This is a genomic window from Desulfomicrobium orale DSM 12838 (assembly GCF_001553625.1).
GTDB lineage: Bacteria > Desulfobacterota > Desulfovibrionia > Desulfovibrionales > Desulfomicrobiaceae > Desulfomicrobium > Desulfomicrobium orale.
The window spans coordinates 611,410-635,346 of the sequence record NZ_CP014230.1; the positions used below are offsets into that span (position 1 = coordinate 611,410).

The following is a 23,937-nucleotide window of genomic DNA, read 5'->3' on the forward strand; positions in this document are numbered from 1 at the left end:
GGGAGGAGTTTCCTCTCAAAACCTGTCAACCTGAGGAGATTGCCATGAAACGTTTTGCTGTATGTCTGAGTATTCTGCTCTTTCTCGGCTTTTCCGGTTTGGCCGGGGCCGCTCCCATGACTCTGAAAATGGCTCTCGGCGATCCGGAAGACTCCGAAATGGGCGTGGTCGGGCATGAGTTCAAAAAATATGTGGAGGAGAAATCCAACGGCGAAATCAAGGTACAGCTTTTCTTCTCCGGTTCTCTTGGCGACGAGACCGAGACCATCCACAATGTCCGTAAAGGCACCCTGGACCTGAGCCTCGTCGGCATCGCCAACACCGTGCCGTTCGTGAAGAATCTGGGCATCCTGACCCTGCCCTACCTCTTCAACAATCTGGATGAAGTTGTAGCAGCCACGAACGGAGCCCCTTCGGAGCTGATGAACAGCTACGCCGTTAAGGGCGGCTTCAGGATTCTGACCTGGACTTACACGGATTTCAGATATCTCTCCAACTCCAAGAAACCCATCACCAAAATCGACGATGTGAAGGGTCTGAAGTTCAGAGTCCCACAGAGCGCCGTGCTACTGGCGACCTACAAAGCGTGGGGAGCGAGCCCGGCTCCCATCTCTTGGGCGGAGACGTTCACCTCTCTGCAGCAGGGCGTCGTGGACGGACAGTGCTACGGCTACATCGGATTCAGGGCCATGAAGTTCCAGGAAGCCAAGCAGAAGTATATCACAGAAGTCCACTACACCTACCAGTTACAGCCCCTGATCATTAGTGAGCGTGTCTTCAAGAAGATGACTCCCGAACAGCAGCAGCTCATGGTTGACGCGGGCAAGGTCGCTCAGGAAGCTGTTTTGAAGTATCAGATCGAAGAATCCGGCAAGGCGAAGGAAGATCTGATCAAGTTGGGCATCCAAGTCTCCCAGCTGGAAGACGAAGAAGTATGGAAGAAGATGGCCATTGATACCGTATGGCCGGAAATGGTCGACTTTGTCGGCGGCAAGGACGCCATCAATGCATTCCTAAAGGCTTGCGGCAAGGAAGAGTGGAAATAGCCTTTCCATAGTTCTCCGTACCATATGCCCGCAGCCTTGTCGGAATGACAGGTTCGCGGGCATACTCTTTTTGGCGGTCCCAAAATACAGAGAACTGCATGTAAGTCGTTTTTGGGTTGTAAAAAATCAAGCACCGAGTCTTTTGTGCGGACACGAACAGACCCGAACATGTCCTTATCCTTCATGTGGGCAACTTTTCACAAATTCCTAAAAGAGGCATGTTTTGTGCTTCAATATCCAGGCAATGACGCGGCCCAGTCTCTATGTACGGTTCCCCGGAACCAAAGGAACATGGGCACGTCGGAGAAATAGAATTTCACAACGTTCACCATGGAGAGGTACTTATGAAATTTAGCGGAATGGTTGTCGGAGTCCCGAAAGAAATCATGCCTGGGGAAGACCGGGTTGCCGCCATCCCGGATACCGTCCGGAAAATCACCAGCGAAGGCGGAACCGTGCTGGTGGAAAAAGATGCGGGGCAGGGTGCCTTTTTCCCTGACAGTGAGTATGTGGCCGCCGGTGCGAAAATCGTTGATGACGTTCAGGACATCTTTGCCAAGGCCGATGTCATTCTGAAAGTCAAGGAACCTCTCTTCAACGAGAAGGTGAAGAAGCACGAGTCGGATATGTTTCGGGAGGGTCAGTACCTCATCACCTTCCTGCATCCCGCCGCACCGGTGAACCACGAGCCCATGAAGAAGCTGGCCGCGACAGGCGTCATCAGCATCACCCTGGACGGCATTCCCCGTATTTCCCGCGCCCAGAACATGGACGCCTTGACCTCCATGAGCACCGTGGCGGGCTACAAGAGCGTCCTGATGGCCGCGAACCGTCTGCCGAAGTTCCTGCCTATGATCGGCACGGCGGTCGGCGCGATCAAGCCGGCCCATGTTGTCGTCATCGGCACCGGAGTCGCCGGTCTGCAGGCCGTGGCCACGGCCAAGCGCCTTGGCGCGGTGGTCAGCGCCATCGATATCCGTCCCGCGGCCGCTGAACAGGCCAAGTCGGTCGGTGCCAAGCCCATCGATACTGGCGTTCCGGCTGAAATCGCCATCGGCGAGGGCGGATATGCCCAGCGCCTGCCGGAAGAATGGCTGGAAAAGGAACGGGAACGCATCAGCGATGTGGTCAAGAGCGCGGACATCCTGATCACCGCGGCTCTGATCCCCGGAAAACTCGCTCCCATCCTGGTCACCGAAGACATGGTCAAGGGCATGGCCTCCGGATCGAGCATCGTGGACATCGCCATCGACCAGGGCGGCAACTGCGCCATCTCCGAAGCGGGCAAGGTCGTCGTCAAGCATGGTGTGACCATCGACGGCACCAAGAACATCCCGGGCATGCTGCCCACCAGCTCCACCTGGATGTTTGCCCACAACATCTACAACTTGCTGGAATTCCTCACCAAGGATGGCAAGATCGTACTGGACATGAATGATCCCATCGTCGCTTCCTCCCTGGCGACCAAGGACAAGAAAATCGTTCATGCCGGAGCACGCGAGGCAATGGGGCTGTAATATTCACGGGGCCGTTTTTCTCTGGAAAGATGGCCCCGTCAGTTCAACTCCGAAGGAGCATCGATGCATCCCTTTTTTCTGATCGTCATTTTCGTGGTGTCCACACTTCTCGGGTACAAAATCATAAGCCAGGTGCCGAGTCTTCTGCATACTCCCCTCATGTCCGGGATGAACGCCCTCTCCGGCGTGACCATTCTGGGCGCCGTTACGGCGTTCGCCGTAGCCAGGCATACGGGCAGCGAGCTGTTCGGCACTCTGGCAATCATCCTGGCGATGGTGAATGTGGCCGGCGGTTTTTTTGTTACCCACAGAATGCTGAGCATGTTTGACCGTAAAAAATCCTGAGCCGAGGCATCAGGCAAATTGATCGTTAAGGAAAGATTGATGAGCAATTTCATCTATACAATTCTCGCCTTGGGCCTGTCCGCGGCCATTTTGTACGGCATCCATCTGATGAACAGCCCGAAAACGGCGATCAAGGGCAACCGTCTGGGGGCCGCCGCCATGGGTCTGGCGATCATCATCACCCTGTGGAAAGACGGCACGCTTTCCATGACGGGAATCTGGGTCTCCATGCTGATCGGATCGGGCCTGGGTCTGTGGATGGCCGCCCGCGTCAAGATGATTCAGATGCCCCAGATGGTGGCTCTGCTCAACGGACTGGGCGGCGCGGCTTCGGCACTGGTCGCGCTTCTGGTGCTGACGGACTCGGGGGCGCCGACGGTTTTCACCAAAATGACGGCCGGTCTGGCTCTGTCCATAGGCGCGATCACCCTGTCGGGCAGCCTGATCGCGGCGGGCAAGCTGCATCAGGTGCTGAACTCCAGACCGATAGTCTTCAACCGCCATTCGGCCCTATGTACCGGCACCATCGTCTTTCTCCTGCTAATTCTTTTTCTCATCATGACCAGCAGTTCCGAAACGCCGGTGTTCTATACTGTGGTCATGTTGCTCGTCAGTCTCGGTTTCGGCGTTCTTTTCACTGTGCGCGTGGGTGGGGCGGACATGCCCATCACCATCTCCCTGCTGAACTCCCTGAGCGGAGTGGCCGGGGCCATCGCGGGCATGAGCATCAATGATGCCCTGCTGGTGGCCGTCGGCGGCATCGTAGGCGCGTCCGGCCTGCTGTTGACCCAGATCATGTGCAGGGCCATGAACCGTTCCCTGATGGACATCCTGCTGGGCAAGACTACCATGGCGACTTCGGCCTCCAAGCCCGCGTCCATGTCCACCACGGCCGCTCCGGCTGCTCCCCCGGAGGAAAAGCCATCCGAAGATTCCCTGGCCAAACGTCTGGCGCAGGCGAAAAACGTGGTCATCATTCCGGGCTACGGCATGGCCCTGGCCCAGGCTCAGCACAAGGTCCGCGATCTGGCCGACGCTCTCGAAAAGCGCGGAGCCTCCGTTTCCTATGCCATCCATCCGGTGGCCGGAAGAATGCCCGGACACATGAACGTGCTGCTGGCCGAAGCCGATGTGGATTACGAAAAGCTGATGGAAATGGATGCCGCCAATGAGGCGCTGCAAAAGGCCGACCTGGCCATTGTCGTCGGTGCCAACGACGTCATCAACCCGGCCGCCCGCCATGCGGAGGGAACACCCATTTACGGCATGCCCGTCCTGATAGCCGACGACGCCAAGCACGTAATCATCTGCAACTTCGACACGAAACCCGGTTACGCTGGAGTGGAGAACCCTCTCTACACCAGCGACAAGGCTACGCTGCTTCTTGGCGACGCCAACGATACGGTGCAAAGCCTGCTGACAACGCTGGCTTCCGCCGACTCCGCGGCTTCCACCTCTGCCTCCACCGGCGGAACGGATATCGGGCCGCTTCTGGCGCAGGCGAAAAATGTGGTCATCATTCCGGGTTACGGCATGGCCCTGGCTCAGGCCCAGCACAAAGTCCGCGACCTGGCCGACGCTCTCGAAAAGCGGGGGGCCAACGTCGCCTACGCCATTCACCCGGTGGCCGGAAGAATGCCCGGACACATGAACGTGCTCTTGGCCGAAGCCGATGTGGACTACGAGAAGCTGATGGAGATGGACGCCTCCAACGAGGCACTCCAGAAAGCCGATCTGGCCGTCATCGTAGGAGCCAACGACGTCGTCAATCCGGCCGCCCGCCACGCGGAAGGAACGCCCATCTACGGCATGCCCGTCCTGATGGCCGACGCCGCCAAGCATGTGATCATCTGCAACTTCGACACAAAGCCCGGCTACGCTGGAGTGGAGAACCCTCTCTACACCAGCGACAAAACCACGCTGCTTCTTGGCGACGCCAATGACACCGTACAGAGCCTGCTGACAACGCTGGCTTCCGCCGACTCCGCGGCTTCTACTTCTGCCTCCACCGGCGGGACAGACATCGGGCCGCTTCTGGCACAGGCGAAAAACGTGGTCATCATTCCGGGTTACGGCATGGCCCTGGCCCAGGCTCAGCACAAGGTCCGCGGGCTGGCCGACGCGCTCGAAAAGCGGGGGGCCAATGTTGCCTATGCCATTCACCCGGTGGCCGGGAGAATGCCCGGGCACATGAACGTGCTCCTGGCCGAAGCCGATGTGGATTACGAAAAGCTCATGGAGATGGACGCTTCCAACGAGGCACTCCAGAAAGCCGATCTGGCCATCATCGTAGGGGCCAACGACGTCGTCAATCCGGCTGCCCGCCATGCGGAAGGAACGCCCATCTACGGCATGCCCGTCCTAATGGCCGACGCCGCCAAACATGTGATCGTCTGCAACTTCGACACGAAGCCCGGTTATGCGGGCGTGGAGAACCCCCTCTACACCAGCGACAAAACCACGCTGCTCCTTGGCGACGCCAATGATACCGTGCAGAGCCTGCTGACAACGCTGGCTTCCGCCGACTCCGCGGCTTCCACCTCTGCCTCCACCGGCGGAACGGATATCGGGCCGCTTCTGGCGCAGGCGAAAAATGTGGTCATCATTCCGGGTTACGGCATGGCCCTGGCTCAGGCCCAGCACAAAGTCCGCGACTTGGCCGACGCTCTCGAAAAGCGGGGGGCCAACGTCGCCTACGCCATTCACCCGGTGGCCGGAAGAATGCCCGGACACATGAACGTGCTCTTGGCCGAAGCCGATGTGGACTACGAGAAGCTGATGGAGATGGACGCCTCCAACGAGGCACTCCAGAAAGCCGATCTGGCCGTCATCGTAGGAGCCAACGACGTCGTCAATCCGGCCGCCCGCCACGCGGAAGGAACGCCCATCTACGGCATGCCCGTCCTGATGGCCGACGCCGCCAAGCATGTGATCATCTGCAACTTCGACACAAAGCCCGGCTACGCTGGAGTGGAGAACCCTCTCTACACCAGCGACAAAACCACGCTGCTTCTTGGCGACGCCAATGACACCGTATCCCGGCTTGTCGGCCTCGTCAGAGAGAACTCTTAAATTGCGCGCGAGCGCACCCACAACTCAGGAGGAGACTATGCAAACGCCCAATTCCGCATCTGTCATCGCCGCCGACAAGAAACATGTCTGGCACCATCTGACGCAACACAAGATTTACGAGAACACGGACCCGCTGTTCATCGTCGAAGGCAACGGCATGCGCGTGAAGGACATTGCCGGGAAGGAATATCTGGACGCCGTTTCCGGCGGAGTCTGGACCGTCAACGTCGGCTACGGCAGAAAAAAGATCGCCCAGGCCGTCAGCGATCAGCTGACCAAGCTCTGCTATTTCGCCAACTCCTTCGGCAGCATTCCCACAGCGCTTTTCGCGGAGAAGCTGATCAGCAAAATGCCCGGCATGTCCCGCGTGTACTTCTCCAACTCCGGCTCGGAGGCCAACGAAAAGGCGTTCAAGATTGTCCGTCAGATTTCCCAGCTCAAGCACGACGGCAAGAAATACAAGATCGTCTATCGTGACCGCGACTATCACGGAACGACCATCTCGACGCTGAGCGCCTGCGGTCAGTTCGAGCGGAAAAACCAGTACGGTCCCTTCACTCCCGGTTTTGTGGAAATGCCCCATTGCTCCGTCTACCGTTCGCCGTATGCCGACAGCACGGATCTCGGCAAGAAATTCGCCGATGAACTGGAGAAAGTGGTTCAGAAAGAAGGTCCCGATACCGTCGGCGGCGTCATTCTGGAGCCCATTACCGCCGGCGGCGGCGTCATCACTCCGCCGGAAGGCTATTTCGAGAGAATCACCGAAATCTGCAAGAAGTACGGCCTGCTGCTGATCATCGACGAAGTGGTCTGCGGCCTGGGCAGAACCGGCAAATGGTTCGGCTACCAGCACTACAACGTCCAGCCCGATATCGTGACCATGGCCAAGGGCGTTGCCAGCGGCTACGCGGCCATTTCCTGCACCGTAACGACAGAACAGGTGTTCAAGGATTTCATCGCCGATCCTTCGGACCGCGACAGCTACTTCCGCGACATCAGCACCTTCGGCGGATGCACAGCCGGACCTACCGCCGCCCTGGTGAACCTGGAAATCATTGAAGAGGAAAATCTGCTGGAAAACACGGTGAAGATGGGCGACTACCTCATGGGCCGGCTGCTCGAGCTCAAGGACAAGCACGCCATCATCGGCGATGTGCGCGGCAAGGGCCTGTTCGCCGGTCTTGAGCTGGTCAAGGATCGCGCCACCAAGGAACCCGTGGAAGAAAGCGTCACGGCCCGCGTTGTCGGCGAATGCATGAAGCAGGGCGTGATCATCGGCAAGACCACCCGCAGCTTCCGGGAACTGAACAACACCCTGTGCCTGAGCCCCGCGCTCATCTGCACCAAGTCCGACATTGACGAAATCATCAATGCTCTGGACAACGGCTTCAAGACTGTCTGCGCCTAATGGCGAGAAAAGGGCGGCTCCTAAGGCCGCCCTTTTTTATCTCTCGGTTTTCAGTCCGAACTGCTGGGCCTTGCGCATGACCGTGGACTGACTCACCCCCAGCCGTTCCGCCGCCTTGTACGTACTGCCCGTTTCCAGAAGCGCGCTGCGCACCATCGTATATTCCAGATTTCTGACGGCCGCCTTCAAGGTTTGAGGCGTATTGTCCAGCCCCGCATCGTCGGGTATCGCCGACGCCCCCAGAATATGCCGGGGCAGATCGGAGGGTACCACCAGCTTGTTTTCGCTCATGGCCACCAGAAAATCCACCGTGGCGCGCAGTTCCCTCACATTGCCCGGCCAGGAATAGGACATGAAATGCGCCAGGACCTGCGGGGCGAACACCTTGGTGATGCCGTGACGGTTACAGGCGTCGTCCAGAAAATAGTTGGTCAGCTCCACGATGTCTTCGGCGTGCTGGCGCAGGGGCGGAAGCTGCACGCTCAGCACCCGCAGCCTGTAGTACAGATCCGCGCGGTATTCCCCGCTCTCCACCAGTTTTTCCAGGGGCCGGTTGGTCGCCGCGATAACCCTGACATCGACGGAGATGCTCTTCTCTCCGCCGACGCGGTGAAAGCTTTGGTTGTCTAAGACATGCAGCAGCTTGGCCTGCATGTTCAGGGGCAGTTCGCCTATTTCATCCAATAGCAGCGTTCCCGTGTGGGCCAGTTCAAAATAGCCCTTTTTCCCGTGCTGCCCCGCGCCGGAAAAAGCGCCCTTTTCGTAGCCGAAAAGTTCCGACTCGATGAGAGACGGCGGGATAGCCGCACAGTTGACCGTGATGTAAGGGCCGGAAGCGCGCGAACTCTTCTGGTGGATGATGGAGGCCGCCAGACTCTTCCCGGTTCCGGTTTCCCCCAGAATGAGCACTCCCGACGAGGACCGGGCCGCTTTTTCCAGCTCGTGCAGACAGTTGCGCATGAGCAGGCTTCCGGCGAGAAAGCCGCCGCTTTCCTGCCCCAGCATGTCGAGACGTCTCTTGTACGCGCGGATTTCCTGTTCCGTTTTGACCAGACGGCTTTGCAGCATGTCGAGTTCGGTGATGTCGCGGATGGAGGCCACCACTCTCCAGACATTTCCATCGTGATCGAAAATGGGTGTGCTGGTATTCAGACAACGCTTGCCCGACGCATAGTCGTCGAACAGAGTCACGGAGCGCTTTTCCTTGAGAGCCTGAAGCGTGACGCAGGACGAAAACTTTCCTTCCCGCATGGGCACGGTCACGTGCTTGCCGATGACATCTTCCGGGGTGATATCCGCGATGCGCTTCAGAGCTTTGTTGACGTGAACCGTGATGCCATTGCCGTCGATGATCCAGATGCCGTCATGGATGGAATCCAGAATGACATGCAGCTGCTCCCAGAGGAGTTCATTGGGATCGTACACCGGGTCCGGAGGCAGTTCCAGAAGATAGAACGCCTGGGCCTGGGTCTGAGAAGAATCTTCCGGAAAGGCATACATCCAGACAAAAGCATAGCTTTTCCCCCGGTGTGTGAACTTCATGGTGGTATTCGGAGCGCTGCCCAGGACATGGGGAACAATGTCTGCGATATCCGCGTCCCGGAGCAGCTGGGAAAAAGGCAGGGAAGGAAGGGGCTGCTTCGTTTCGAGAAATCCGCACAGCTTGCCGTTGGCCTGCACAAGAAGCCAGTCATCTCCGGAGAACAGCCCGAAGCCGACATTGGCCGGGCATGTCCGTGCCAGAGTTTCCGCCAGTTTTTTGAAATCGTGCATGAGGTTCTTCCCTCGCATGTCTCCGCAAAGAATATCGGCCGCCCATGAAAACACAGATGGATGGCTCGGTGGTCTTAAAAACAACGGGGGCGTCGAGGCAGAAGCAGGGGTTGACTTGGGGAGAGACGAGGAGCGCCAGGCAGACTCTGCCGCCGCATGGGACCGGCAAGGCGAAATCCTCCCGTCAAACATGAGCCGCTTCCTTGGGACAGATATATCCCCCTTGGACCGGGGTCCAGTTTTTTGAGGGCTTTTCCGGCCGTGTAGATAAGTCTTTTTTGAAGCCCGGCCGGGAGGGAGCTTCCAGAGCCCGGAACGGATTTTAACAGCCGGAATTTCCGGGCCAGAGCAGCTCTCCCAGGCCGGAGTCGCGGCGGACAGGCATCTGTGTGGCAAGCACCGCCTGCCGGGCCGTGCCGATCAGGGTAAAGCGGCTTCTGGCCCGGGTCAGGGCCGTGTAGAGGAGTTCGCGGCTCAGAATGGGACAGGGAGTTTCCGGCAGCACCAGCACGGCATGATCGAACTCCGAGCCCTGACTTTTATGCACGGTCATGGCGTAACAGGTCTCATGCCGGGGCAGGCGGGCCGGAGAAAAGGTCCGAAATCCCTCCTGGCCGGAAAAATACACCCGCAGTCCTTCCGGCGTGGGCAGAACAAGCCCTGTATCGCCATTGAAAAGCCCGGCCGTGTAGTCATTTTCCAGAATCATGACCGGCCGCCCGGCGTACCAGTCCTCCCGCACGCCGAGGATGTTCCTGACCAGCGCGTTCAGGGCCTCGGTGCCCCGCGGTCCCTGACGGACCGGAGACAGCAGGCGCAGACCCTCGAAGCGGCTGAAAGCCTGATCCGGTGCCATCGAGCCCAGCTCCAGGTAGGTTTTCCGGACAAGGGGAGAGAGTTCCTTTCGCAGGGCTTCCGGCTCCGGGCAGGGCCGCAGGAACAGATCCGGATGTTCATCCTTCAGCACCCGCTCCACCTCCCGGGCGCGCCCGTCCCGGACCAGAGCGCTCAAGCGGCCGATACCGCTGCGTTCATCGAAGCGGAAGCTGCGGCGCAGTTCCACCATGTGATCCAGAAGCGGAGCCGGACATTCGGCCACGGGCACCATGTGCCCGGTGCGGCGCTCCAGCTCCGCCGCGAACTCCCGGGAGAACTGGTTCATGCCGTCCGGCGGGCACAGATTGGCCAGCACGGCCCCGGCTTCCACCGAGGCCAGCTGCCCCCGGTCACCTAAAAGCACCAGAGATGCATGGTCCGGCAGGGCTTCCAGCAGCAGGACGGCCATCTCCATATCCAGCATGGAAACCTCGTCCACCACCAGCATGTCCAGCGGCAGAGGATTGTCCGGGCCATACCGGAAACTTCCTCCCGGCCGCCAGCCCAGCAACCGGTGAACGGTCTGGGCGTCCTGAGTCAGGCAGGCGGTCAGTTCTGGCGGGTATCCGCCGGGAAAAGCACGGCCGAGCGACTCGTTCATGCGCCCGGCGGCCTTGCCTGTGGGCGCGGCCAGGGCGATGGCAAAACGTTCTCCGGCGTGGATGGCCGCCGTATGGCGCAGAATCCGGGCCACGATATGGGTTTTTCCCGTTCCCGGACCGCCGGAAATGATGCAGAACCGGCTGCGCAGAGCGGCAAAGACGGCCACTTCCTGCCAGTCGGGGAGGTCTGCGGCTTCAGATTTCCGGTGGACGGAAGGGAGATTTTCCGTCCGGGGCGGATGGCTGGCCAGACGCAGAATCTGCCGGGCCAGCAGATTTTCATCGCGGAAGAAACGCTGGAAATAGAGGCGACGCCCGCTTAGAATCATGGGCGCGGCAATATCATCGGGGGCACCCACGGCGTCCGTGTCCAGCAGCCGGATTGCCGCCGACAGAGGCTCCGGTTCGTCCGGACACAGACCGGCGAAGCGCTCCCGGATATCCTGCCCATCGAGATCCAGGCAGACATGGCCGTCGCGCACGGCCAGGGAAAGCAGAGCCGTCAGGACCGCGACCCTGCTTTGATGTTCCCGGGGAACCAGCATGGCGGCAAAACGGGCCTGATACAGATCCGCTTCGGAAAAAAATCCGCTGGCCCGCAGCCGGGGCAGAATGGATGGAGTGGCGAACATCACGCTTCCCTGCGAAGGTATGGCCCGGATGCACCACGGATTTTTCCCGCAGTTCTCTCTGCCGGGAATGCCGGCCGGGGCATGAATTCTTCTTTCCGGTTAGCGGCGGTCATCTCGGCCCGGAGCCTCTGAAGGATGGCCGGACAATTCTCTCCCTCCGCTCCTGAGGGTAAAGTCGCCTGAACGGCGGCAGGGTGGACGCGGTCCGGGCTGGAGAGAACTCCATGACGCGGACAAGGGCCGTTTCCACGGGCAGCCGGTCCAGCACCCGGACCCGGTAGGCCGGGGCAAGGGACACGTTCTTTGCCCGGAGCATATCGAAATAGCGGCGGTATTCCGGGTCCGTGCTGTTGGAGAAGAGGCCGAAAGTGTTTTCACGCCAGTATCGGCCGCCAAAACTGGTTTTATGGCCGCCCAGAAAGGAAAACGCCACTGTGCTCCCGGTTTTGCGCACGCGGGACAGAAGCAGGATGTCCGGTGTATCCGGGCCGGGCCGGAAAAAAATTTCAGTCCGGATGGAATCGGCCGTGGTCAGGGTGGAATCACTGACCGGACTGCGAAGCGCGACCTTTATTTCACCCAGACGCGTCCAGTCCGGGCTCACGGGAATGATCCCGGAAGACCACGACCGGGACTCGCCCTGCCCGGAAGGGCATACGGGCCCGGACGCGCAGGCTCCGAGAAACAGAAGCATCAGAATCAATGCGGGCATGGCAGCTCCGTTTGTCCGGATCGGCGACGCTCAGTCCACGCGCACAACAGCGGCATGGCAGCTGAACACGGCCCAGATCCGGTCTCCCTGGCGCAGGTCGAGCCGCCGGGCGCTTTCGGTGGTGACAAGGGCGCACAACACGGTGCCCGTCCCGATGGCCACAGCGCATTCCGTGGTCAGCCCGCCGCAGGTGACGCGGGCGATGTGCCCCGGTATGCGGTTTTCGGCGGATGAGAGCGGCTCTGTGTCGCTTTTTTCCAGGCTCAGCCAGGAGGCCTTGACTTCGACGGCGGCCAGACGGCCTTTCTGCAATCCCAGAATGTTCAGGCTTTCCTGGGTGATGATCGATGAAACCACATGCCCATCGGGGGTGGTCAGCTCCACCAGAGCCTGAATGTCCGAGTGACGGATGCGGGTGATCTTACCGAAAAAGGAATTGCGCGCGCTGGTTCTGCGGGCGCTTTCCCGCTCCAGAAAGGAGGCTGTGATGGCCTGGATTTCCCGCTGGGAGAAAGACACGTAGGCCGAGGTCAGATTGGGGCTGGAATGACCCAGATAGACCTGGACGGCGGGCAGGGGCATGTTGGACTGCATGAGTTCCACCCCTCTCGACTTGCGGATCATTTCCGGGCTGCCCAGATTTTTGGGAAACCCGCAGGCCAGGGCCCGCTCGTAAAACTTGCGGCGCACGAAGGCCGGGTCCACGTGCAGCGTCGCGCCTTTGCGAAAATCCACCTCCGCGGCCAGAGCCAGGATTTCCCGGGCCAGGGGTCCGGCCAGAGGGACGGACCGGACCTGTTCGCCGCCGCGCCGTCCAAAGGATACCATCAGACGTTCATGGTCGATGTCCACATCGGGATTTAAGGCCAGCACCTCATGCAATTTGGCTCCGGTATGCCGGATGAGCAGAAAAATAAGTAGTACTCGCTTGCGGGCCGCGGTGACGTCCGCCCGTTTGGACGCGCCAGTCCAGCGGCGGAATTCCTCTTCCAGCTCGTGCAGTTGCAGCGGGTTCAGGCAGTCGTCCGATCCGGCCACGATGCGGCCGTGGTCGGCGGGGCGGGGCATGTTCATTCGTCCATGATGAGCCCGTTTCGCCCCGGATGCAAGAGCCGGAAGAAAGAATTCTGGAACGGACCATTTTCCGGGGACCTCCCGGGGGTGCATTGAAACGGCATTCGATATAGGAACACCTGACCAGACTGATTCAAATATATCTGAAACCGGAAGGATATGTGTAATGCCGATGGAAAAACCCGCTTCGCTGACGACAGCGCTGGAAGATTATCTCGTGACCATTTTCAAGCTGGAGGCGGCGGGCGGCGCGGCGCGGGCCAGCGACATCGCCACGGCCCAGAACGTGTCCCGGTCCACGGTGACCAGCGCCCTCAAGGCTTTGTCCGCGCGCGGGCTCATCGAATATTCACCGTACAGTCATATCCGGCTCACGCCGCAAGGAGAGCCCCTGGCCCGCGAGATCGCCCACCGGAACCTCATTCTGCGGCGCTTTTTCCAGGATGTGCTGATGCTCGATCAGGAAGTGGCCAGCGCCACGGCCTGCCGGGTGGAACACGCGGTGGATGACCAGGTCATCAAACGACTGGGGCAGTTCATTCTCTATCTGGAGCGGTCCGGACTGGAGCTGGACCGTTGGCGGGAGGATTACGCCCGGCTCATCAGGGAGATGCCGCACCCCGGCCCAACCGGATTTCCAGGCCCCTGACCGCTGGTCTGGAGGCCGCCGCACACGATTCAGAGTGGCGCGGGGGCTGGCTGTCTTTCAGAAAATCCCTTCGTGGACATAGCGTCCACGAGGGGATTTTTCCTTTGGTGGGTAGCATTTTACGAGTGACTGATTTATATCGGCAGCAACTCTTGCCGGAGACCTCGCATAAGTTTCCATGAAAGACCAAGCAGTATGGAAAGCAACATGTCTTGAAGTCATGTCAGGTAATAAGAAGGAATGTTTTTCCGGATTGCGATCATGTTGTACTGGAGGGCTGTGATATGAAGATTTGCGAGAAAATTCTATTCACTGGCGGTAAAATTGTGACCATGGATTCCGAGCAAAGCGTTTGTTCCGGCGTGCTGGTGAGCAACGGACGTATTGAAGCAGTCGGCGAGGGCGATGAATTGTGGGCCCTCGTCGGCGGGAAGATACGTCATGTAAATTTACGCGGGTGCGTACTCTATCCCGGCCTGATCGATACACACAGTCATCTGCCCATGTACGCGGCCTGGAAGTATTACGCTTATTGCGGGAGTGCGGACAGCCTGCAGACCGTGCTGGACAGGCTGGCCGGACAGGGGCGGACGCATCCTGAAGAAGAGATTGTTGTCGGCTATGGTTTCGATGACACGGACATTCCCGAGCAGCGCGGACCGGACAGAGCGGAACTGGACGCCATATGTCCGGACAGGCCGCTGCTCCTTCTGCACATTTCCGTACATGCGGCTTATGCGAACAGTCCCATGCTGCGGCGTCTCGGCATCGACCCGGGCGCACCTTCTTCCGATCCCGACGTAGAATGCAAAAACGGCATGCCCACGGGACGCATTACGGAGCATGTGGCTTTCAGGGCCATGGAGCTCATGCCTTCTCCTTCCCAGGAATCTTTCAGGAAAATGCTTTGCGAAGCGGTCCGCGATTACAACGCGCAGGGATTTACCACGACCATCGGCGGCGGATCGGGCCTGGGGGGATTTCTCCCTTCATGGAGGTGCGGGCCCTACTCTCCCTGGAAAAAGAAGAAAAACTAAATCTGCGCGTTTATCTTTCCTGCATCTGGCCGGAGTATGAGAAGGTCGCCGCGGCGGGCATGATGGATGGGATCGGAACACCGATGGTCCGGCCGGGAGGCGTCAAGCTTTTCGCTGACGGGTCCATCCAGGCTTTCACTGCAGCCATTCCGGCAGGGTACCACAACAGGCCGGATCACCGGCCCTCGATTATCGGCTCACAGGCGGAACTCGATGAGACCGTGTACCGTGTGCACGCGGCTGGCAGACAGATTCTGGTACATGGCAACGGCAGCGGCGCCATCGAAGCGATCATCGCCGCAGTGGAAAAGGCTCAGGGCAGAACGCCGCGCCCCGACCCGCGCCATCTGCTCATCCATTGCCAGATGGCCTCGGACGACCAGTTGCGCCGCATGAAAAAAGCGGGCCTCTGGCCGTCTTTCTTCGGTCTGCATGTCTGGAACTGGGGAGACCGCCACCGGGATATCTTTCTCGGGCCGGAACGCGCCGCACGCATCGATCCCTGCGGAAGCGCGGTGCAATTGGGCCTTCCGTTCTCGCTTCATGCCGACACCCCGGTGCTGCCGCAAATGACCATGTTGTCCATCCACACTGCGGTGAACCGGATGACCAAGTCCGGCCAGGAATTGGGGCCGGAACAGCGGGTCAGTGCTCTGGAGGCCATGCGCGCCTATACCAGTTACGCCGCCGCCATGTGTTTCGGCGAGGCGAGCCTGGGTTCCATCGAGCCGGGAAAGGAGGCCGACTTCACCCTGCTCGGAGATGACCCCTGCGAGGTTCCTTCGTCGAAAATCCGGAATATTCCCATACTGGCCACGTTCTGCGGCGGCCGGCTGGTCTGGGGAAGCATAGACTAGACGCCGGACCGCACCGGAATTTCGCGATTGCGTTCAGACTGTTTTTTACCGGTAACCAGGAGAAATTTCATGGACGCTCAAAGTTGGTATCTCGGCTATGTGGTAGTGTACTTCGCGGTCATGTTCAGCATCGGTATTTACTACTTCTTCAAGGTGAAAAACGCCGATGATTACCTCATCGGAGGGTGGAACATGGGTTTCTGGCCCATCGTCGGCACGGTTATCAGCACATGGTGCGGCGCATCCGTGTTCATTGGCACCGTGGGGCTCGGTTTTACGGTGGGAGCCTCGGGCTACGTCCGCTTCAGCTTCGCCTCAGTACTTTTTACGCTCATCCTCATTCTGATCTTCGGCCGGGCGCTTCGGCGTCAGAGGCTCTACACCCTCGCCGACCTGTTCGGCCAGCGGTACGGCGCTACAGTCGGCATCATCCCGTCGCTGCTGTCCGCCGTGGTGTACGCGATTCCGACGACGGCCATGCAGTACATCGCCATGTCCACCATCTGGACGGTGGTGTTCGGCATGGACCTGACTCCGGCCCTGATCCTCTCGGCTGTGCTCGTTCTTGCCTTCACCATACTGGGAGGGCTGCCGGGAACAATCATCACCGATGCCCTGCAATCCATCCTCATCATCGCCGGTATCACCATACTGGCCGCCTCCTGCGTTTCTTTCGCCGGTGGGGCGGGACGGCTCATCGAGATGACGCCTCCGGAGTTTCTGTCGCTTTCAGGACCTTACGGGGCGTCGGAGGTCTTTTTATTTTTCCTCTCCGTGGGGCCGTTTTATCTCGTCTGGCAGTCGTCCTGGCAGCGCATCTTCGCGGCGAAATCGGAAAGCGTCTCCCTGAGAGCAAACACTCTGGGCGTGGTCATCTGCGCTTTCATCCTGTTTTGCCCCATCGTCATCGGGTTGGCCTGCCGTCAGTTTCTGCCGCTGGACACTCCGCCCGACCTCATCTTCTCGACAGTTACCCTGAAGCTGCTCTCTCCCCAAGTGGGAGGACTAATTTACTGTGCCCTGCTGGCGGCTCTGGTGACCGGCGCCGACTCCTTCATTCTGCAGGGCAGTTCCAACCTGACACACGACTTTTACCGTCGTCTCATCAACCCCGGCGCGACGAACCGGCAAATGATGTTCGTCTCCCGTCTGACCGTGGCGATCATCGCGCTCGCCGCCCTGTTCGTAGCCTTCAAGTTCACGGGCATTATCGCCATCTATCAATGGGCGCTGCGCCTTACTGCGACGACTCTCATTCTGCCTTTTCTGGCGACCATGCTCTGGAAGAGAACCACGCGGACAGGCGTGCTGTGGAGCATGGGCGCGGGACTGGTGTCCACTCTGATCTGGCCGTATCTGGGCACGGGCGTTGACCAGACCTTGGCCGGTTTCGCCTTTTCGGCCGCAGGACTGATACTCGGAACAGTATTCAGCGGCCATCATCCCGAGGAGCATGCCGTGGCCGTGCTGTACGAAGATTTGCCCACGGCCCAGAGAAACTGACACACAACCATTCCCCCGACCCAAACACACGCACCCGGCAATCATGGCCCACCGGATGCGTGTGCTTGTTTTCTGGATGGACCGGCCTGTGGAAAATGTTCCGGCCGGACCTTGAAACTCTCTGGTGAAGATGAAATGGATCGGCTCCGCGCGGCAGACGGGCTGATCTTGTCAATCCCGGAGAAGTTAATTAGCTGATTCTAACTATTGGCAATCCTGAAACCTTGTCTTTCCCGGGTTTCATTGCAGGATGGAAAACAAGGAGGAGCCCATGCGGCATCTTGACCTGAATACCCCGGTGGCCGGTCTGTGCTCGGTATACCCGGAACTGGTGAACATTCTGCGGGATCTTGGTTTCACGGAAATTACCCGGCCCGGCATGCTGTCCACGGCGGGGCGGTTCATGACCATCCCCAAAGGGGCCAGGCTGAAGGGCATCGATCTGGCTCTGATCCGCGCGACCCTGCGCAAACACGGATTTGAAATCACGGAGGACGTCAATGAGTGAACTCATCAATAACCGGGAATTCCGCAAAAACACTATCAAGGAGCTGCTGCGGATGCTTCATGACGGCCACGACCTGAACGAAGTCCGGGAACGCTTTGCACAGGCTTTCAGCGGTGTTTCTCCGTCCGAGATTTCCGAGGCCGAGCAGGCCCTCATGGCGGAGGGAGTGCCTCTGGAGGAAGTGCAAAAGCTGTGCGACATACATGCCGCGGCTTTTACGGGTATCATTCAGCCAACCCCCTCCGTTCCGGCGGTTCTCGCTCCCGGCCATCCGGCCTGGGTGCTTTCGGAGGAAAACACGGCCATAGGGGCACTGCTGGACCGGATCGACTCCCTGCTGCAACAGTTTGCCGGCGGTGCGGAAACGGCTCTCCCCCCGGAGTTACTGGAAGCCCTGGGGGATCTGCGGCAGGTCGAGCTTCATTACATGAAAAAGGAGAATCTCCTGTTTCCTTATCTGGAGGCGCACGGCATCACCGCTCCGCCCAAGGTCATGTGGGGCGTGGACGATGAAATCCGGGCCGCGATCAAGGAAGCCCTCGCGGCGGCCGAAACCGGCGGAAAGGACAGATCCGGGCTGGACAAGGCCGTCCGAACCGCGCTGGAAAAGATCCGGGAAATGATTTTCAAGGAAGATAACATATTGCGCCCCATGCTGCTGGAAACCCTGACCCAGGAGGAGTGGGGTCGAGTCGCCGAGGAAGGAGCCGAGCTGGGCTTTTGTCTGATTCCGACGCCGCCCCTCTGGAAGCCGGTGAATATCCGGCAGGCTGTGCCGACCGCTCCTGCGTCCGGAGATGTCCGCCTGCCCACCGGCGTCTTTTCCACTGCCGAACTGACACACCTGCTCGACACTCTGCCCGTGGACATCACGTTCGTGGACAAAGACGATACGGTGAAATATTTTTCCCAGAGCGCGGAACGCATCTTTCCGCGCACCAAGGCCATCATCGGCCGCAAGGTGTCCAACTGTCATCCCCCGGCCAGCGTGCACGTGGTGGAGGCCATCGTCGAAGCCTTCAAGTCGGGAAAAAAAGACCACGAGGATTTCTGGATCACTCTGGGGGACAAGTTCGTCCTCATCCGCTATTTCGCCGTGCGGGACAGTTCGGGCGCGTATCTCGGCACTCTGGAAGTGACCCAGAACATTGCACCCATTCAGAAAATCAGCGGAGAGAAGCGCCTTCTTTCGGAACACATGGAACAGCCGGATTGAAATCCGGGACACGTTTCCGTGAGGCCCAATCTTTGGGAGGGGTTGCGGCGGAAGTATGAAGAAATGATCTGCGGCGTCCCGCGTGTATCCGTGCGGGACGCCGCAAGTTTTTTTCAGAGCGGCGATGAAGATGTGAACAAAGGGGCGTTCGGCGCAGCGCTGCACCGGCCTGTCCACTGCTCCACCGTGACCCGCAGCAAGGGGCTGAATCCGGGCCGCGAAGGACGGCTGGCTACCCCGGAATAGTCCTCGCCCATGACTTCCCCCAGCAGGAGGAAGCCGCGCGAGATGGCCTCCGGGTCCGGATCGAAACGGCCTGTTCCGAAAGCGCTGACCCCGGCCCACCAAGTCAGGCGGCTGTTGGTCAGGGTGTACTTGAGCAGTACCTTCGGATTGGAGCACAGGTTCTTCCAGGTGCCCCCTCTGGGGTTGATCATGAAGCAGACGTCCCCGCCGTCGCTGTACGGCGTGGCCTCCACGGCATAGGGAACCCCTTCGGAAGACGCGGAGCAGATAGTGGCCCATTTGCTCCGCCGCACCAGCGTGGCTATCTCTTCATCGGTCATGGGACGCATGGCGCATCCCCCGTCCCGCCCGCTCCCAGGCGCGCGGCCATGTCCCGGAAAGCGGCCTGCGCCGCCAGCAGATCCGCCTCGTCGGGGTGCTTCTCCGCCTCCCGGATGCGGGCCTGGCGTTCGGGCGTCATGGGATGCACGTCCGAAGCCATCTTGCGCATCATTTCGAGCACGGCCGGGTCGATACGGCCCTGACAGATAAAGGTGCCCAGCACTTCGTTTCCGGCCATCAGCTCTCTGGCCTTGTCCAGGCACTCCCGGGCGTGATCCGAATCCGGCCAGGCCCCAAGGGTGCCGAAAAGCCCCACCTTCCGCCCCTGGACACGCTTCATGTAGTCCTTGGCCTTGGCGTCGGGTTCGCCCTTGTCCACCCAAAAACCGATGGCCACGAAACCGTAATCACCAGGGTCGGGAGCCGTCTCCACGGAATGAATGTCGCAGGGCGCGGGCAGAATCTCATGGATGGCCCGGGCCACTTTCTCGGTATTCCCGGTACGGGACGAATAGACCACGAGAGATTTCATTATTTTTCCTCCCGGACGCAGACCGCGTCCCTCAGGGCCATGTAGGCGTCACGCACGGCGTCGATGAGCTTGCGGCCTTCCCGGCCCACATAAACCGCGCACATGCCTTCACCCCTGGTGTTGTAGAACTGCACGCTGTGGCTCTCCAGGCCGAAGAAGGGCTTGGAAAGAAAGCAGATGGCCCCCAGATCCTTGACGAAGAAATGCCCGCCCAAAGGATGATTTTCGGCGTGCAGGTTGAACATGCCGTGGCCGTGTTTTCCTCCGGGCAGAGTCCCCTTGAACTCCATGATCATGCCCGGCGTGCAGGCGATGACCGTAACCGCCTGCCAGGAAGCCATGGCTTCCCATACCCGGTCGAACGCCTCGACCGGGGCGAAGGCGTGCATTTCGGCTGGCAGAGCCTGAGCCACGGCGCCTTCGGTGACGCCGAAGCGCTGGGCCAGATCGCGGAGCATGACGCCCGGATTTTCCTGAACCGCGGCAGTCACGTCCTGGACAAGGGAAGAAGGAATTTCAAAGGGTTTCATGTGATCTCCTTGGGCTTGTGGATGTTTTGAACAGAGCGAAGTCTCAAAAATGCTAAATTCCGACACCGACGGGACGGCGACGCGCCGGACTGTTCATTTGTGGAGGGCCAGCCAAGGGGGATTGTGCCCCCTCCTCGGCCCTTCCCGCTCCTTCGGACGCTCCCTCGCAACGAATCGGAGCCGGTGGCGCATGTGCGGCTTCATGCCACGCACCGAACGGGCCGCATTTCCCGCTTGCGCCCTTTCGTCGTCTGCATTCCGGGCGGAAAAGGACCACGGCGGTTTGTTTCCCGCGTTCACAGCGGCAGGCGCAGGGCCGTGTGGCAGGTCAGCTCCAGAAGTTCCAGATCGTGACTGATGAGCAGCACTATGGCCCCCTGCTCCGCCGCCGTGCGGATGGAGCCGGCCACCAGACGCATGTTGCGGCCGTCCAGTCCGCTGGTGGGCTCGTCCAGGATGAGAATTTCCGGATTCTTGGCCATGCCGCAGGCAATGACCAGCCGCTGTTTTTCGCCGCCGGACAGAGACTGCGGATGCCGCGCTTCCAGATGCTTCAGATTGAACAGCTCAAGCAGTTCGTCCACGCGCCGGTTCGTCGCCTCCTCGGCGTTTTTGGATTCCGGCGTCACGGAGATGGCCAGTTCCGCACGCACCGTGTGCATATGCAGCTGGTGGTCGGTGTTCTGCAGCACGATACTGGCCCGGCGCAGCAGGCCGTCCGGGCTGACCGCCTCGCCCCGCAGCAGCAGCGTGCCCGCCTGCATGGTGTGCAGCCCCGTGAGCAGACGGGCCAGAGTGGTTTTCCCCGCTCCGTTGTCGCCCAGAATGCCGGTCACTCCGGCGGGCAGAGTGAAGGACGCATTTTCAAACAGAGGAGCCCGGCCGCTGTGCGCGAAACAAATCCCCGAGGCTTGCAGCACCGGTGGTTCGGAACCGGCCCTGGGCAGGATTTCGCGCGGGTCGGCCACATGGTGGGCGCGCAGGCCTTTCTCCCGCCGGAAGCTATCATCGTGGAACAGGCTGAATTCGCCCTCGGCCACCATGCGGCCCTCGGCCATGACCATGACCCGGTCCACGACGTTTTCCAGCCAGTACAGCCGGTGGTCCACCACGAGAATGGCCATGCCCGATTTTTTCAGCTCCAAAATGGCCTCGGCCAGGGCGGCGGTGGCTTCCGGGTCGAGATTGGCGCTGGGTTCGTCCAGAATGATGGCCTTTGGCCCCAAAGAGATGATGGAGGCCAGAGCCACCTTCTGTTTCTGCCCCTCGGACAGATCCAGAATGGACGCGTCCAGCAGCTTCTCCAGTCCGAAGGACTGGGCCGCCCGCTGCACGGCGCGCAGCGTCTCCCCGGGCGGAGAGTCGCGCCACTCATGGGCGAAGGCCAGCTCGTCCTCCACCGTCAGGGCGAAAAACTGGTTTTCCGGATCCTGAAAAAGGGTTCCCGCCGCGCGGGCCAGTTCGTGCAAGGAGGAATCGGCAGTGTCCCGGCCGTCGACCACGACCCTGCCGCACAGATCGCCTCTGAAAAAATGCGGACACAGGCCATTGGCCAGACGGACCAGGGTGGATTTGCCGCAGCCGCTGGGGCCGGTACACAGTACGGCCTCTCCGGGCCGTACCCGGAAGCTGACATCCGTCACGGCCGGAGCCCCGGCTCCGGAATAGGTGTAAGTGACATGATCGAAAGCAAGCATCAGAACATGCCTCCCCCGGACCATCCAAGCCGGGCCTGCCAGAAAAGTCCCACGGCCGCACAGGTCAGGGCCGCGCCCGAGGCAAACCAGTCCCGGCCGGTAAAAGACAGGGGGCGGCAGGGCCTGACTTTCCGGGCGTAACCCAAACCTTTCAGCTCCGCCGCGATGCCCAGTTCGTCCGCCGCGCGCAGGGCCCGGAAAACGAGAGGAACGAACAGCAGACGCGTGTACAGGCGGGGCTGACGCAAAACGACGAGAGGAGAGAGCCGGTAGCCCCGCGTCTTGAGGGTTTCGGTGATCTGGCGGATGTCGGCGATGAACGACGGAATGAACCGGATCATCACCGCCGCCGGGATGACCACGCATTGCGGCAGCCGCAGGGACTTGAGGGTGGACAGCACGGTCTGGATGCGGGTGGACAGGGCCATGGCCAGAATGACGTTCAGCATGATGGCCGTGCGCAGAAAAGGCGTCAGCAGCGTGTGCAGCTTTACCTCTCCCATGCTGGGCATCAGAAAGTGCATGCCCAGCAGAAATCCCAGAGCCACTACCCACATGGCCACGAGGGCCAGATGTCCGATGGCCAGCACCTTGGGGCGCTTTACGGTCCAGGCGTAGACCAGGGCCGCGCCCAGCAGGAAGCCCAGCGGTTCCGGCCGGTTGAGCACGGCCACGGCGATGGAGCCCAGAAGTGAAACGCCCATCTTGGTCCGCGCGTCCAGACGGTGGACAAAACCGTCGCGCGTACCGCTACTGATGAATGATACCCGCATGCCGCAGCTCCCTGACGAAACGTGATCCCACCGGAAGGCCCAGAAGCGCTCCGGCATAGCCGATAACGACGAAAAGGCCGGTCATCCACAGAAGCTGCGGCTGCTCCCGCACAAAGAACCATGAAATGCCCAGAGACAGGCCCTTGGATACCAGATCGAAGCAGGCCACGCCGAGCATGACGGCCCAGGCCCGGCCATATCCGCCCAGAACGAGAATCAGCCCCTCGGCCACGAACCCGGCCAGAATGACGGAGGGCAGCAGAAAGAATCCGCCGCCCATGAGCAGCATGGAGACCATGATGCTGACCGCGTTGAACAGCAGCAGAGTGCCGGGCTTGCGGATTTTGAACAGCAGGACCAGCAGAAGCGACGTGAACAGGAGGTTCTTGAGGATCAGGGTGAGGGGATTCATGCCTCCGCCGATCAGGGCCACAAGCAGGCTGGAAACTTTGACCAGCGCCGCGAACACGCCGATGGTCACCAGTTCGCGGACCATCCAGTAGGGTTTGGGGTATGTGTCGGTCATGGACTCTCTTGAGGATGGAATTGGTTTTGCGGGCCCGGGGCGGAACGAAATCAGGCCGCACTTCTTTTTTTGAACAGATACGTCACCGGCCGGGCCGGGCTGCGGTAGCCCCGCTTGCTGAAGAATGCTTCCTGCCCGGCAAAGGGATTGATGCGGATGGGGACATCTCCGGCGTACGCTTCCGCCTTGGCCAGCAAAGCCGTGCCGATGCCCTGGCGCTGCACCGAGGGATGAACGGCCAGTTCGCCGATGAACGCGGAAAATGACCCGTCGCAGAAAGCGCTGATGTAGCCGACGAGTTTTCCTTCCCGGTCGCGGGCGTGGGCAATGAACGGATACGCGGCCAACGAGCGTTCGACGTCCGCCATGGAGTATGCGGCCGCCTCGCCCCAGCCTACGGAGCCGAAGAGTTCCGTCAGTTCTTCCGGCCGGATGTCCTTGTTCGCGAATACGGTGAATTCCAGGCTGTTCATCTCTCCTCCCCG

At 60.2% G+C, this 23,937-nt stretch carries 22 protein-coding genes; 11 read left to right on the top strand and 11 right to left on the bottom strand.

Annotated elements, in window-relative coordinates:
- Positions 1–44: 44 nt before the first annotated feature.
- The 5 genes from AXF15_RS02680 (at position 45) to tpa (ending at position 7,388) form a co-directional block, all read left to right on the top strand.
- A complete protein-coding gene (locus AXF15_RS02680; protein ID WP_066602967.1) occupies positions 45–1,046 on the top strand; it encodes a TRAP transporter substrate-binding protein in 1,002 nt (333 codons plus the stop codon).
- Positions 1,047–1,405: 359 nt separating this feature from the next.
- A complete protein-coding gene (locus AXF15_RS02685) occupies positions 1,406–2,563 on the top strand; it encodes an NAD(P) transhydrogenase subunit alpha (RefSeq protein WP_257721631.1) in 1,158 nt (385 codons plus the stop codon).
- A 63-nt stretch (positions 2,564–2,626) separates the two neighbouring features.
- Positions 2,627–2,908: an NAD(P) transhydrogenase subunit alpha part 2 gene (locus AXF15_RS02690; protein WP_066602971.1), complete on the top strand. Its 282-nt coding sequence runs from the start codon at positions 2,627–2,629 to the stop codon at positions 2,906–2,908.
- 39 nt (positions 2,909–2,947) lie between these two features.
- Complete coding sequence (locus AXF15_RS02695; RefSeq protein WP_066602974.1) at positions 2,948–5,980, top strand: NAD(P)(+) transhydrogenase (Re/Si-specific) subunit beta; 3,033 nt, start codon at positions 2,948–2,950, stop codon at positions 5,978–5,980.
- A 37-nt stretch (positions 5,981–6,017) separates the two neighbouring features.
- Complete coding sequence (gene tpa / locus AXF15_RS02700; protein ID WP_066602977.1) at positions 6,018–7,388, top strand: taurine--pyruvate aminotransferase; 1,371 nt, start codon at positions 6,018–6,020, stop codon at positions 7,386–7,388.
- A 36-nt stretch (positions 7,389–7,424) separates the two neighbouring features.
- Here the strand turns inward: tpa and AXF15_RS02705 are convergent, their stop codons facing one another.
- The 4 genes from AXF15_RS02705 to AXF15_RS02725 all read right to left on the bottom strand — a co-directional run bounded on the left by AXF15_RS02705 (position 7,425) and on the right by AXF15_RS02725 (position 13,051).
- Positions 7,425–9,161, bottom strand: coding sequence for a sigma-54 interaction domain-containing protein (locus AXF15_RS02705; protein WP_066602980.1), 1,737 nt, complete (start codon positions 9,159–9,161; stop codon positions 7,425–7,427).
- A gap of 322 nt (positions 9,162–9,483) precedes the next feature.
- The gene (recD, locus tag AXF15_RS02715; protein ID WP_066602988.1) at positions 9,484–11,271 is read right to left on the bottom strand and encodes an exodeoxyribonuclease V subunit alpha; all 1,788 of its coding nucleotides are present in this window, start codon (positions 11,269–11,271) and stop codon (positions 9,484–9,486) included.
- A 109-nt stretch (positions 11,272–11,380) separates the two neighbouring features.
- Positions 11,381–11,983 (bottom strand): hypothetical protein, encoded by a 603-nt coding sequence (locus tag AXF15_RS02720; RefSeq protein ID WP_066602990.1) that lies wholly within the window; start codon positions 11,981–11,983, stop codon positions 11,381–11,383.
- Positions 11,984–12,013: 30 nt separating this feature from the next.
- Complete coding sequence (locus AXF15_RS02725; protein ID WP_236884809.1) at positions 12,014–13,051, bottom strand: TOBE domain-containing protein; 1,038 nt, start codon at positions 13,049–13,051, stop codon at positions 12,014–12,016.
- A gap of 172 nt (positions 13,052–13,223) precedes the next feature.
- On the opposite strand from AXF15_RS02725, the gene AXF15_RS02730 reads away from it, so the two are divergent.
- From AXF15_RS02730 to AXF15_RS02750, 6 genes are all read left to right on the top strand, one after another.
- Positions 13,224–13,706 (top strand): metal-dependent transcriptional regulator, encoded by a 483-nt coding sequence (locus AXF15_RS02730; protein ID WP_066602994.1) that lies wholly within the window; start codon positions 13,224–13,226, stop codon positions 13,704–13,706.
- Between the two features lie 332 nt (positions 13,707–14,038).
- Positions 14,039–14,743 (top strand): amidohydrolase family protein, encoded by a 705-nt coding sequence (locus tag AXF15_RS14660; RefSeq protein WP_250636715.1) that lies wholly within the window; start codon positions 14,039–14,041, stop codon positions 14,741–14,743.
- Positions 14,698–15,600 carry an amidohydrolase gene (locus AXF15_RS14665; RefSeq protein ID WP_250636713.1) on the top strand — a complete coding sequence of 301 codons (903 nt, stop codon included), beginning with the start codon at positions 14,698–14,700 and terminating at the stop codon, positions 15,598–15,600. The genes AXF15_RS14660 and AXF15_RS14665 overlap by 46 nt, the downstream gene beginning before the upstream one ends.
- 69 nt (positions 15,601–15,669) lie before the next feature.
- Positions 15,670–17,103 carry a sodium:solute symporter family protein gene (locus AXF15_RS02740; protein WP_066602997.1) on the top strand — a complete coding sequence of 478 codons (1,434 nt, stop codon included), beginning with the start codon at positions 15,670–15,672 and terminating at the stop codon, positions 17,101–17,103.
- A 271-nt stretch (positions 17,104–17,374) separates the two neighbouring features.
- Positions 17,375–17,611: a DUF1858 domain-containing protein gene (locus tag AXF15_RS02745; RefSeq protein WP_066603000.1), complete on the top strand. Its 237-nt coding sequence runs from the start codon at positions 17,375–17,377 to the stop codon at positions 17,609–17,611.
- Entirely contained in the window at positions 17,604–18,827 is a 1,224-nt protein-coding gene (locus AXF15_RS02750) for a DUF438 domain-containing protein (RefSeq protein WP_066603003.1), read from the top strand. Before AXF15_RS02745 ends, AXF15_RS02750 begins: the two co-directional genes overlap by 8 nt.
- 113 nt (positions 18,828–18,940) lie before the next feature.
- Here the strand turns inward: AXF15_RS02750 and AXF15_RS02755 are convergent, their stop codons facing one another.
- The 7 genes from AXF15_RS02755 to AXF15_RS02785 all read right to left on the bottom strand — a co-directional run bounded on the left by AXF15_RS02755 (position 18,941) and on the right by AXF15_RS02785 (position 23,925).
- Positions 18,941–19,402, bottom strand: a complete 462-nt coding sequence (locus tag AXF15_RS02755; protein WP_066603007.1) for a pyridoxamine 5'-phosphate oxidase family protein — start codon at positions 19,400–19,402, stop codon at positions 18,941–18,943.
- Positions 19,390–19,926, bottom strand: a complete 537-nt coding sequence (locus AXF15_RS02760; protein ID WP_066603010.1) for a flavodoxin family protein — start codon at positions 19,924–19,926, stop codon at positions 19,390–19,392. Before AXF15_RS02760 ends, AXF15_RS02755 begins: the two co-directional genes overlap by 13 nt.
- Positions 19,926–20,456, bottom strand: a complete 531-nt coding sequence (hutX, locus tag AXF15_RS02765) for a heme utilization cystosolic carrier protein HutX (RefSeq protein ID WP_066603014.1) — start codon at positions 20,454–20,456, stop codon at positions 19,926–19,928. Before hutX ends, AXF15_RS02760 begins: the two co-directional genes overlap by 1 nt.
- 296 nt (positions 20,457–20,752) lie before the next feature.
- Positions 20,753–22,153: an ABC transporter ATP-binding protein gene (locus tag AXF15_RS02770; protein WP_066603016.1), complete on the bottom strand. Its 1,401-nt coding sequence runs from the start codon at positions 22,151–22,153 to the stop codon at positions 20,753–20,755.
- A complete protein-coding gene (locus AXF15_RS02775) occupies positions 22,153–22,926 on the bottom strand; it encodes an energy-coupling factor transporter transmembrane component T family protein (protein WP_066603019.1) in 774 nt (257 codons plus the stop codon). The genes AXF15_RS02770 and AXF15_RS02775 overlap by 1 nt, the downstream gene beginning before the upstream one ends.
- Complete coding sequence (locus tag AXF15_RS02780) at positions 22,904–23,452, bottom strand: MptD family putative ECF transporter S component (RefSeq protein ID WP_066603022.1); 549 nt, start codon at positions 23,450–23,452, stop codon at positions 22,904–22,906. The genes AXF15_RS02775 and AXF15_RS02780 overlap by 23 nt, the downstream gene beginning before the upstream one ends.
- 50 nt (positions 23,453–23,502) lie before the next feature.
- Positions 23,503–23,925: a GNAT family N-acetyltransferase gene (locus AXF15_RS02785; RefSeq protein ID WP_169793580.1), complete on the bottom strand. Its 423-nt coding sequence runs from the start codon at positions 23,923–23,925 to the stop codon at positions 23,503–23,505.
- Positions 23,926–23,937: the final 12 nt, after the last annotated feature.

What these genes read in the sequence shown, in the direction of transcription:
- AXF15_RS02755 (WP_066603007.1), bottom strand. Translation starts at nt 19,402, where the DNA reads ATGCGTCCCATGACCGATGAAGAGATAGCCACGCTGGTGCGGCGGAGC.
- hutX (WP_066603014.1), bottom strand. Translation starts at nt 20,456, where the DNA reads ATGAAACCCTTTGAAATTCCTTCTTCCCTTGTCCAGGACGTGACTGCC.
- AXF15_RS02680 (WP_066602967.1), top strand. Translation starts at nt 45, where the DNA reads ATGAAACGTTTTGCTGTATGTCTGAGTATTCTGCTCTTTCTCGGCTTT.
- AXF15_RS02785 (WP_169793580.1), bottom strand. Translation starts at nt 23,925, where the DNA reads ATGAACAGCCTGGAATTCACCGTATTCGCGAACAAGGACATCCGGCCG.
- AXF15_RS02720 (WP_066602990.1), bottom strand. Translation starts at nt 11,983, where the DNA reads ATGCCCGCATTGATTCTGATGCTTCTGTTTCTCGGAGCCTGCGCGTCC.
- AXF15_RS02770 (WP_066603016.1), bottom strand. Translation starts at nt 22,153, where the DNA reads ATGCTTGCTTTCGATCATGTCACTTACACCTATTCCGGAGCCGGGGCT.
- AXF15_RS02730 (WP_066602994.1), top strand. Translation starts at nt 13,224, where the DNA reads ATGCCGATGGAAAAACCCGCTTCGCTGACGACAGCGCTGGAAGATTAT.
- tpa (WP_066602977.1), top strand. Translation starts at nt 6,018, where the DNA reads ATGCAAACGCCCAATTCCGCATCTGTCATCGCCGCCGACAAGAAACAT.
- AXF15_RS02780 (WP_066603022.1), bottom strand. Translation starts at nt 23,452, where the DNA reads ATGACCGACACATACCCCAAACCCTACTGGATGGTCCGCGAACTGGTG.
- AXF15_RS02685 (WP_257721631.1), top strand. Translation starts at nt 1,406, where the DNA reads ATGGTTGTCGGAGTCCCGAAAGAAATCATGCCTGGGGAAGACCGGGTT.
- AXF15_RS02690 (WP_066602971.1), top strand. Translation starts at nt 2,627, where the DNA reads ATGCATCCCTTTTTTCTGATCGTCATTTTCGTGGTGTCCACACTTCTC.
- AXF15_RS14665 (WP_250636713.1), top strand. Translation starts at nt 14,698, where the DNA reads ATGGAGGTGCGGGCCCTACTCTCCCTGGAAAAAGAAGAAAAACTAAAT.
- AXF15_RS02725 (WP_236884809.1), bottom strand. Translation starts at nt 13,051, where the DNA reads ATGCCCCGCCCCGCCGACCACGGCCGCATCGTGGCCGGATCGGACGAC.
- AXF15_RS02695 (WP_066602974.1), top strand. Translation starts at nt 2,948, where the DNA reads ATGAGCAATTTCATCTATACAATTCTCGCCTTGGGCCTGTCCGCGGCC.
- recD (WP_066602988.1), bottom strand. Translation starts at nt 11,271, where the DNA reads ATGTTCGCCACTCCATCCATTCTGCCCCGGCTGCGGGCCAGCGGATTT.
- AXF15_RS02745 (WP_066603000.1), top strand. Translation starts at nt 17,375, where the DNA reads ATGCGGCATCTTGACCTGAATACCCCGGTGGCCGGTCTGTGCTCGGTA.
- AXF15_RS02775 (WP_066603019.1), bottom strand. Translation starts at nt 22,926, where the DNA reads ATGCGGGTATCATTCATCAGTAGCGGTACGCGCGACGGTTTTGTCCAC.
- AXF15_RS02705 (WP_066602980.1), bottom strand. Translation starts at nt 9,161, where the DNA reads ATGCACGATTTCAAAAAACTGGCGGAAACTCTGGCACGGACATGCCCG.
- AXF15_RS02740 (WP_066602997.1), top strand. Translation starts at nt 15,670, where the DNA reads ATGGACGCTCAAAGTTGGTATCTCGGCTATGTGGTAGTGTACTTCGCG.
- AXF15_RS02750 (WP_066603003.1), top strand. Translation starts at nt 17,604, where the DNA reads ATGAGTGAACTCATCAATAACCGGGAATTCCGCAAAAACACTATCAAG.
- AXF15_RS14660 (WP_250636715.1), top strand. Translation starts at nt 14,039, where the DNA reads ATGGATTCCGAGCAAAGCGTTTGTTCCGGCGTGCTGGTGAGCAACGGA.
- AXF15_RS02760 (WP_066603010.1), bottom strand. Translation starts at nt 19,926, where the DNA reads ATGAAATCTCTCGTGGTCTATTCGTCCCGTACCGGGAATACCGAGAAA.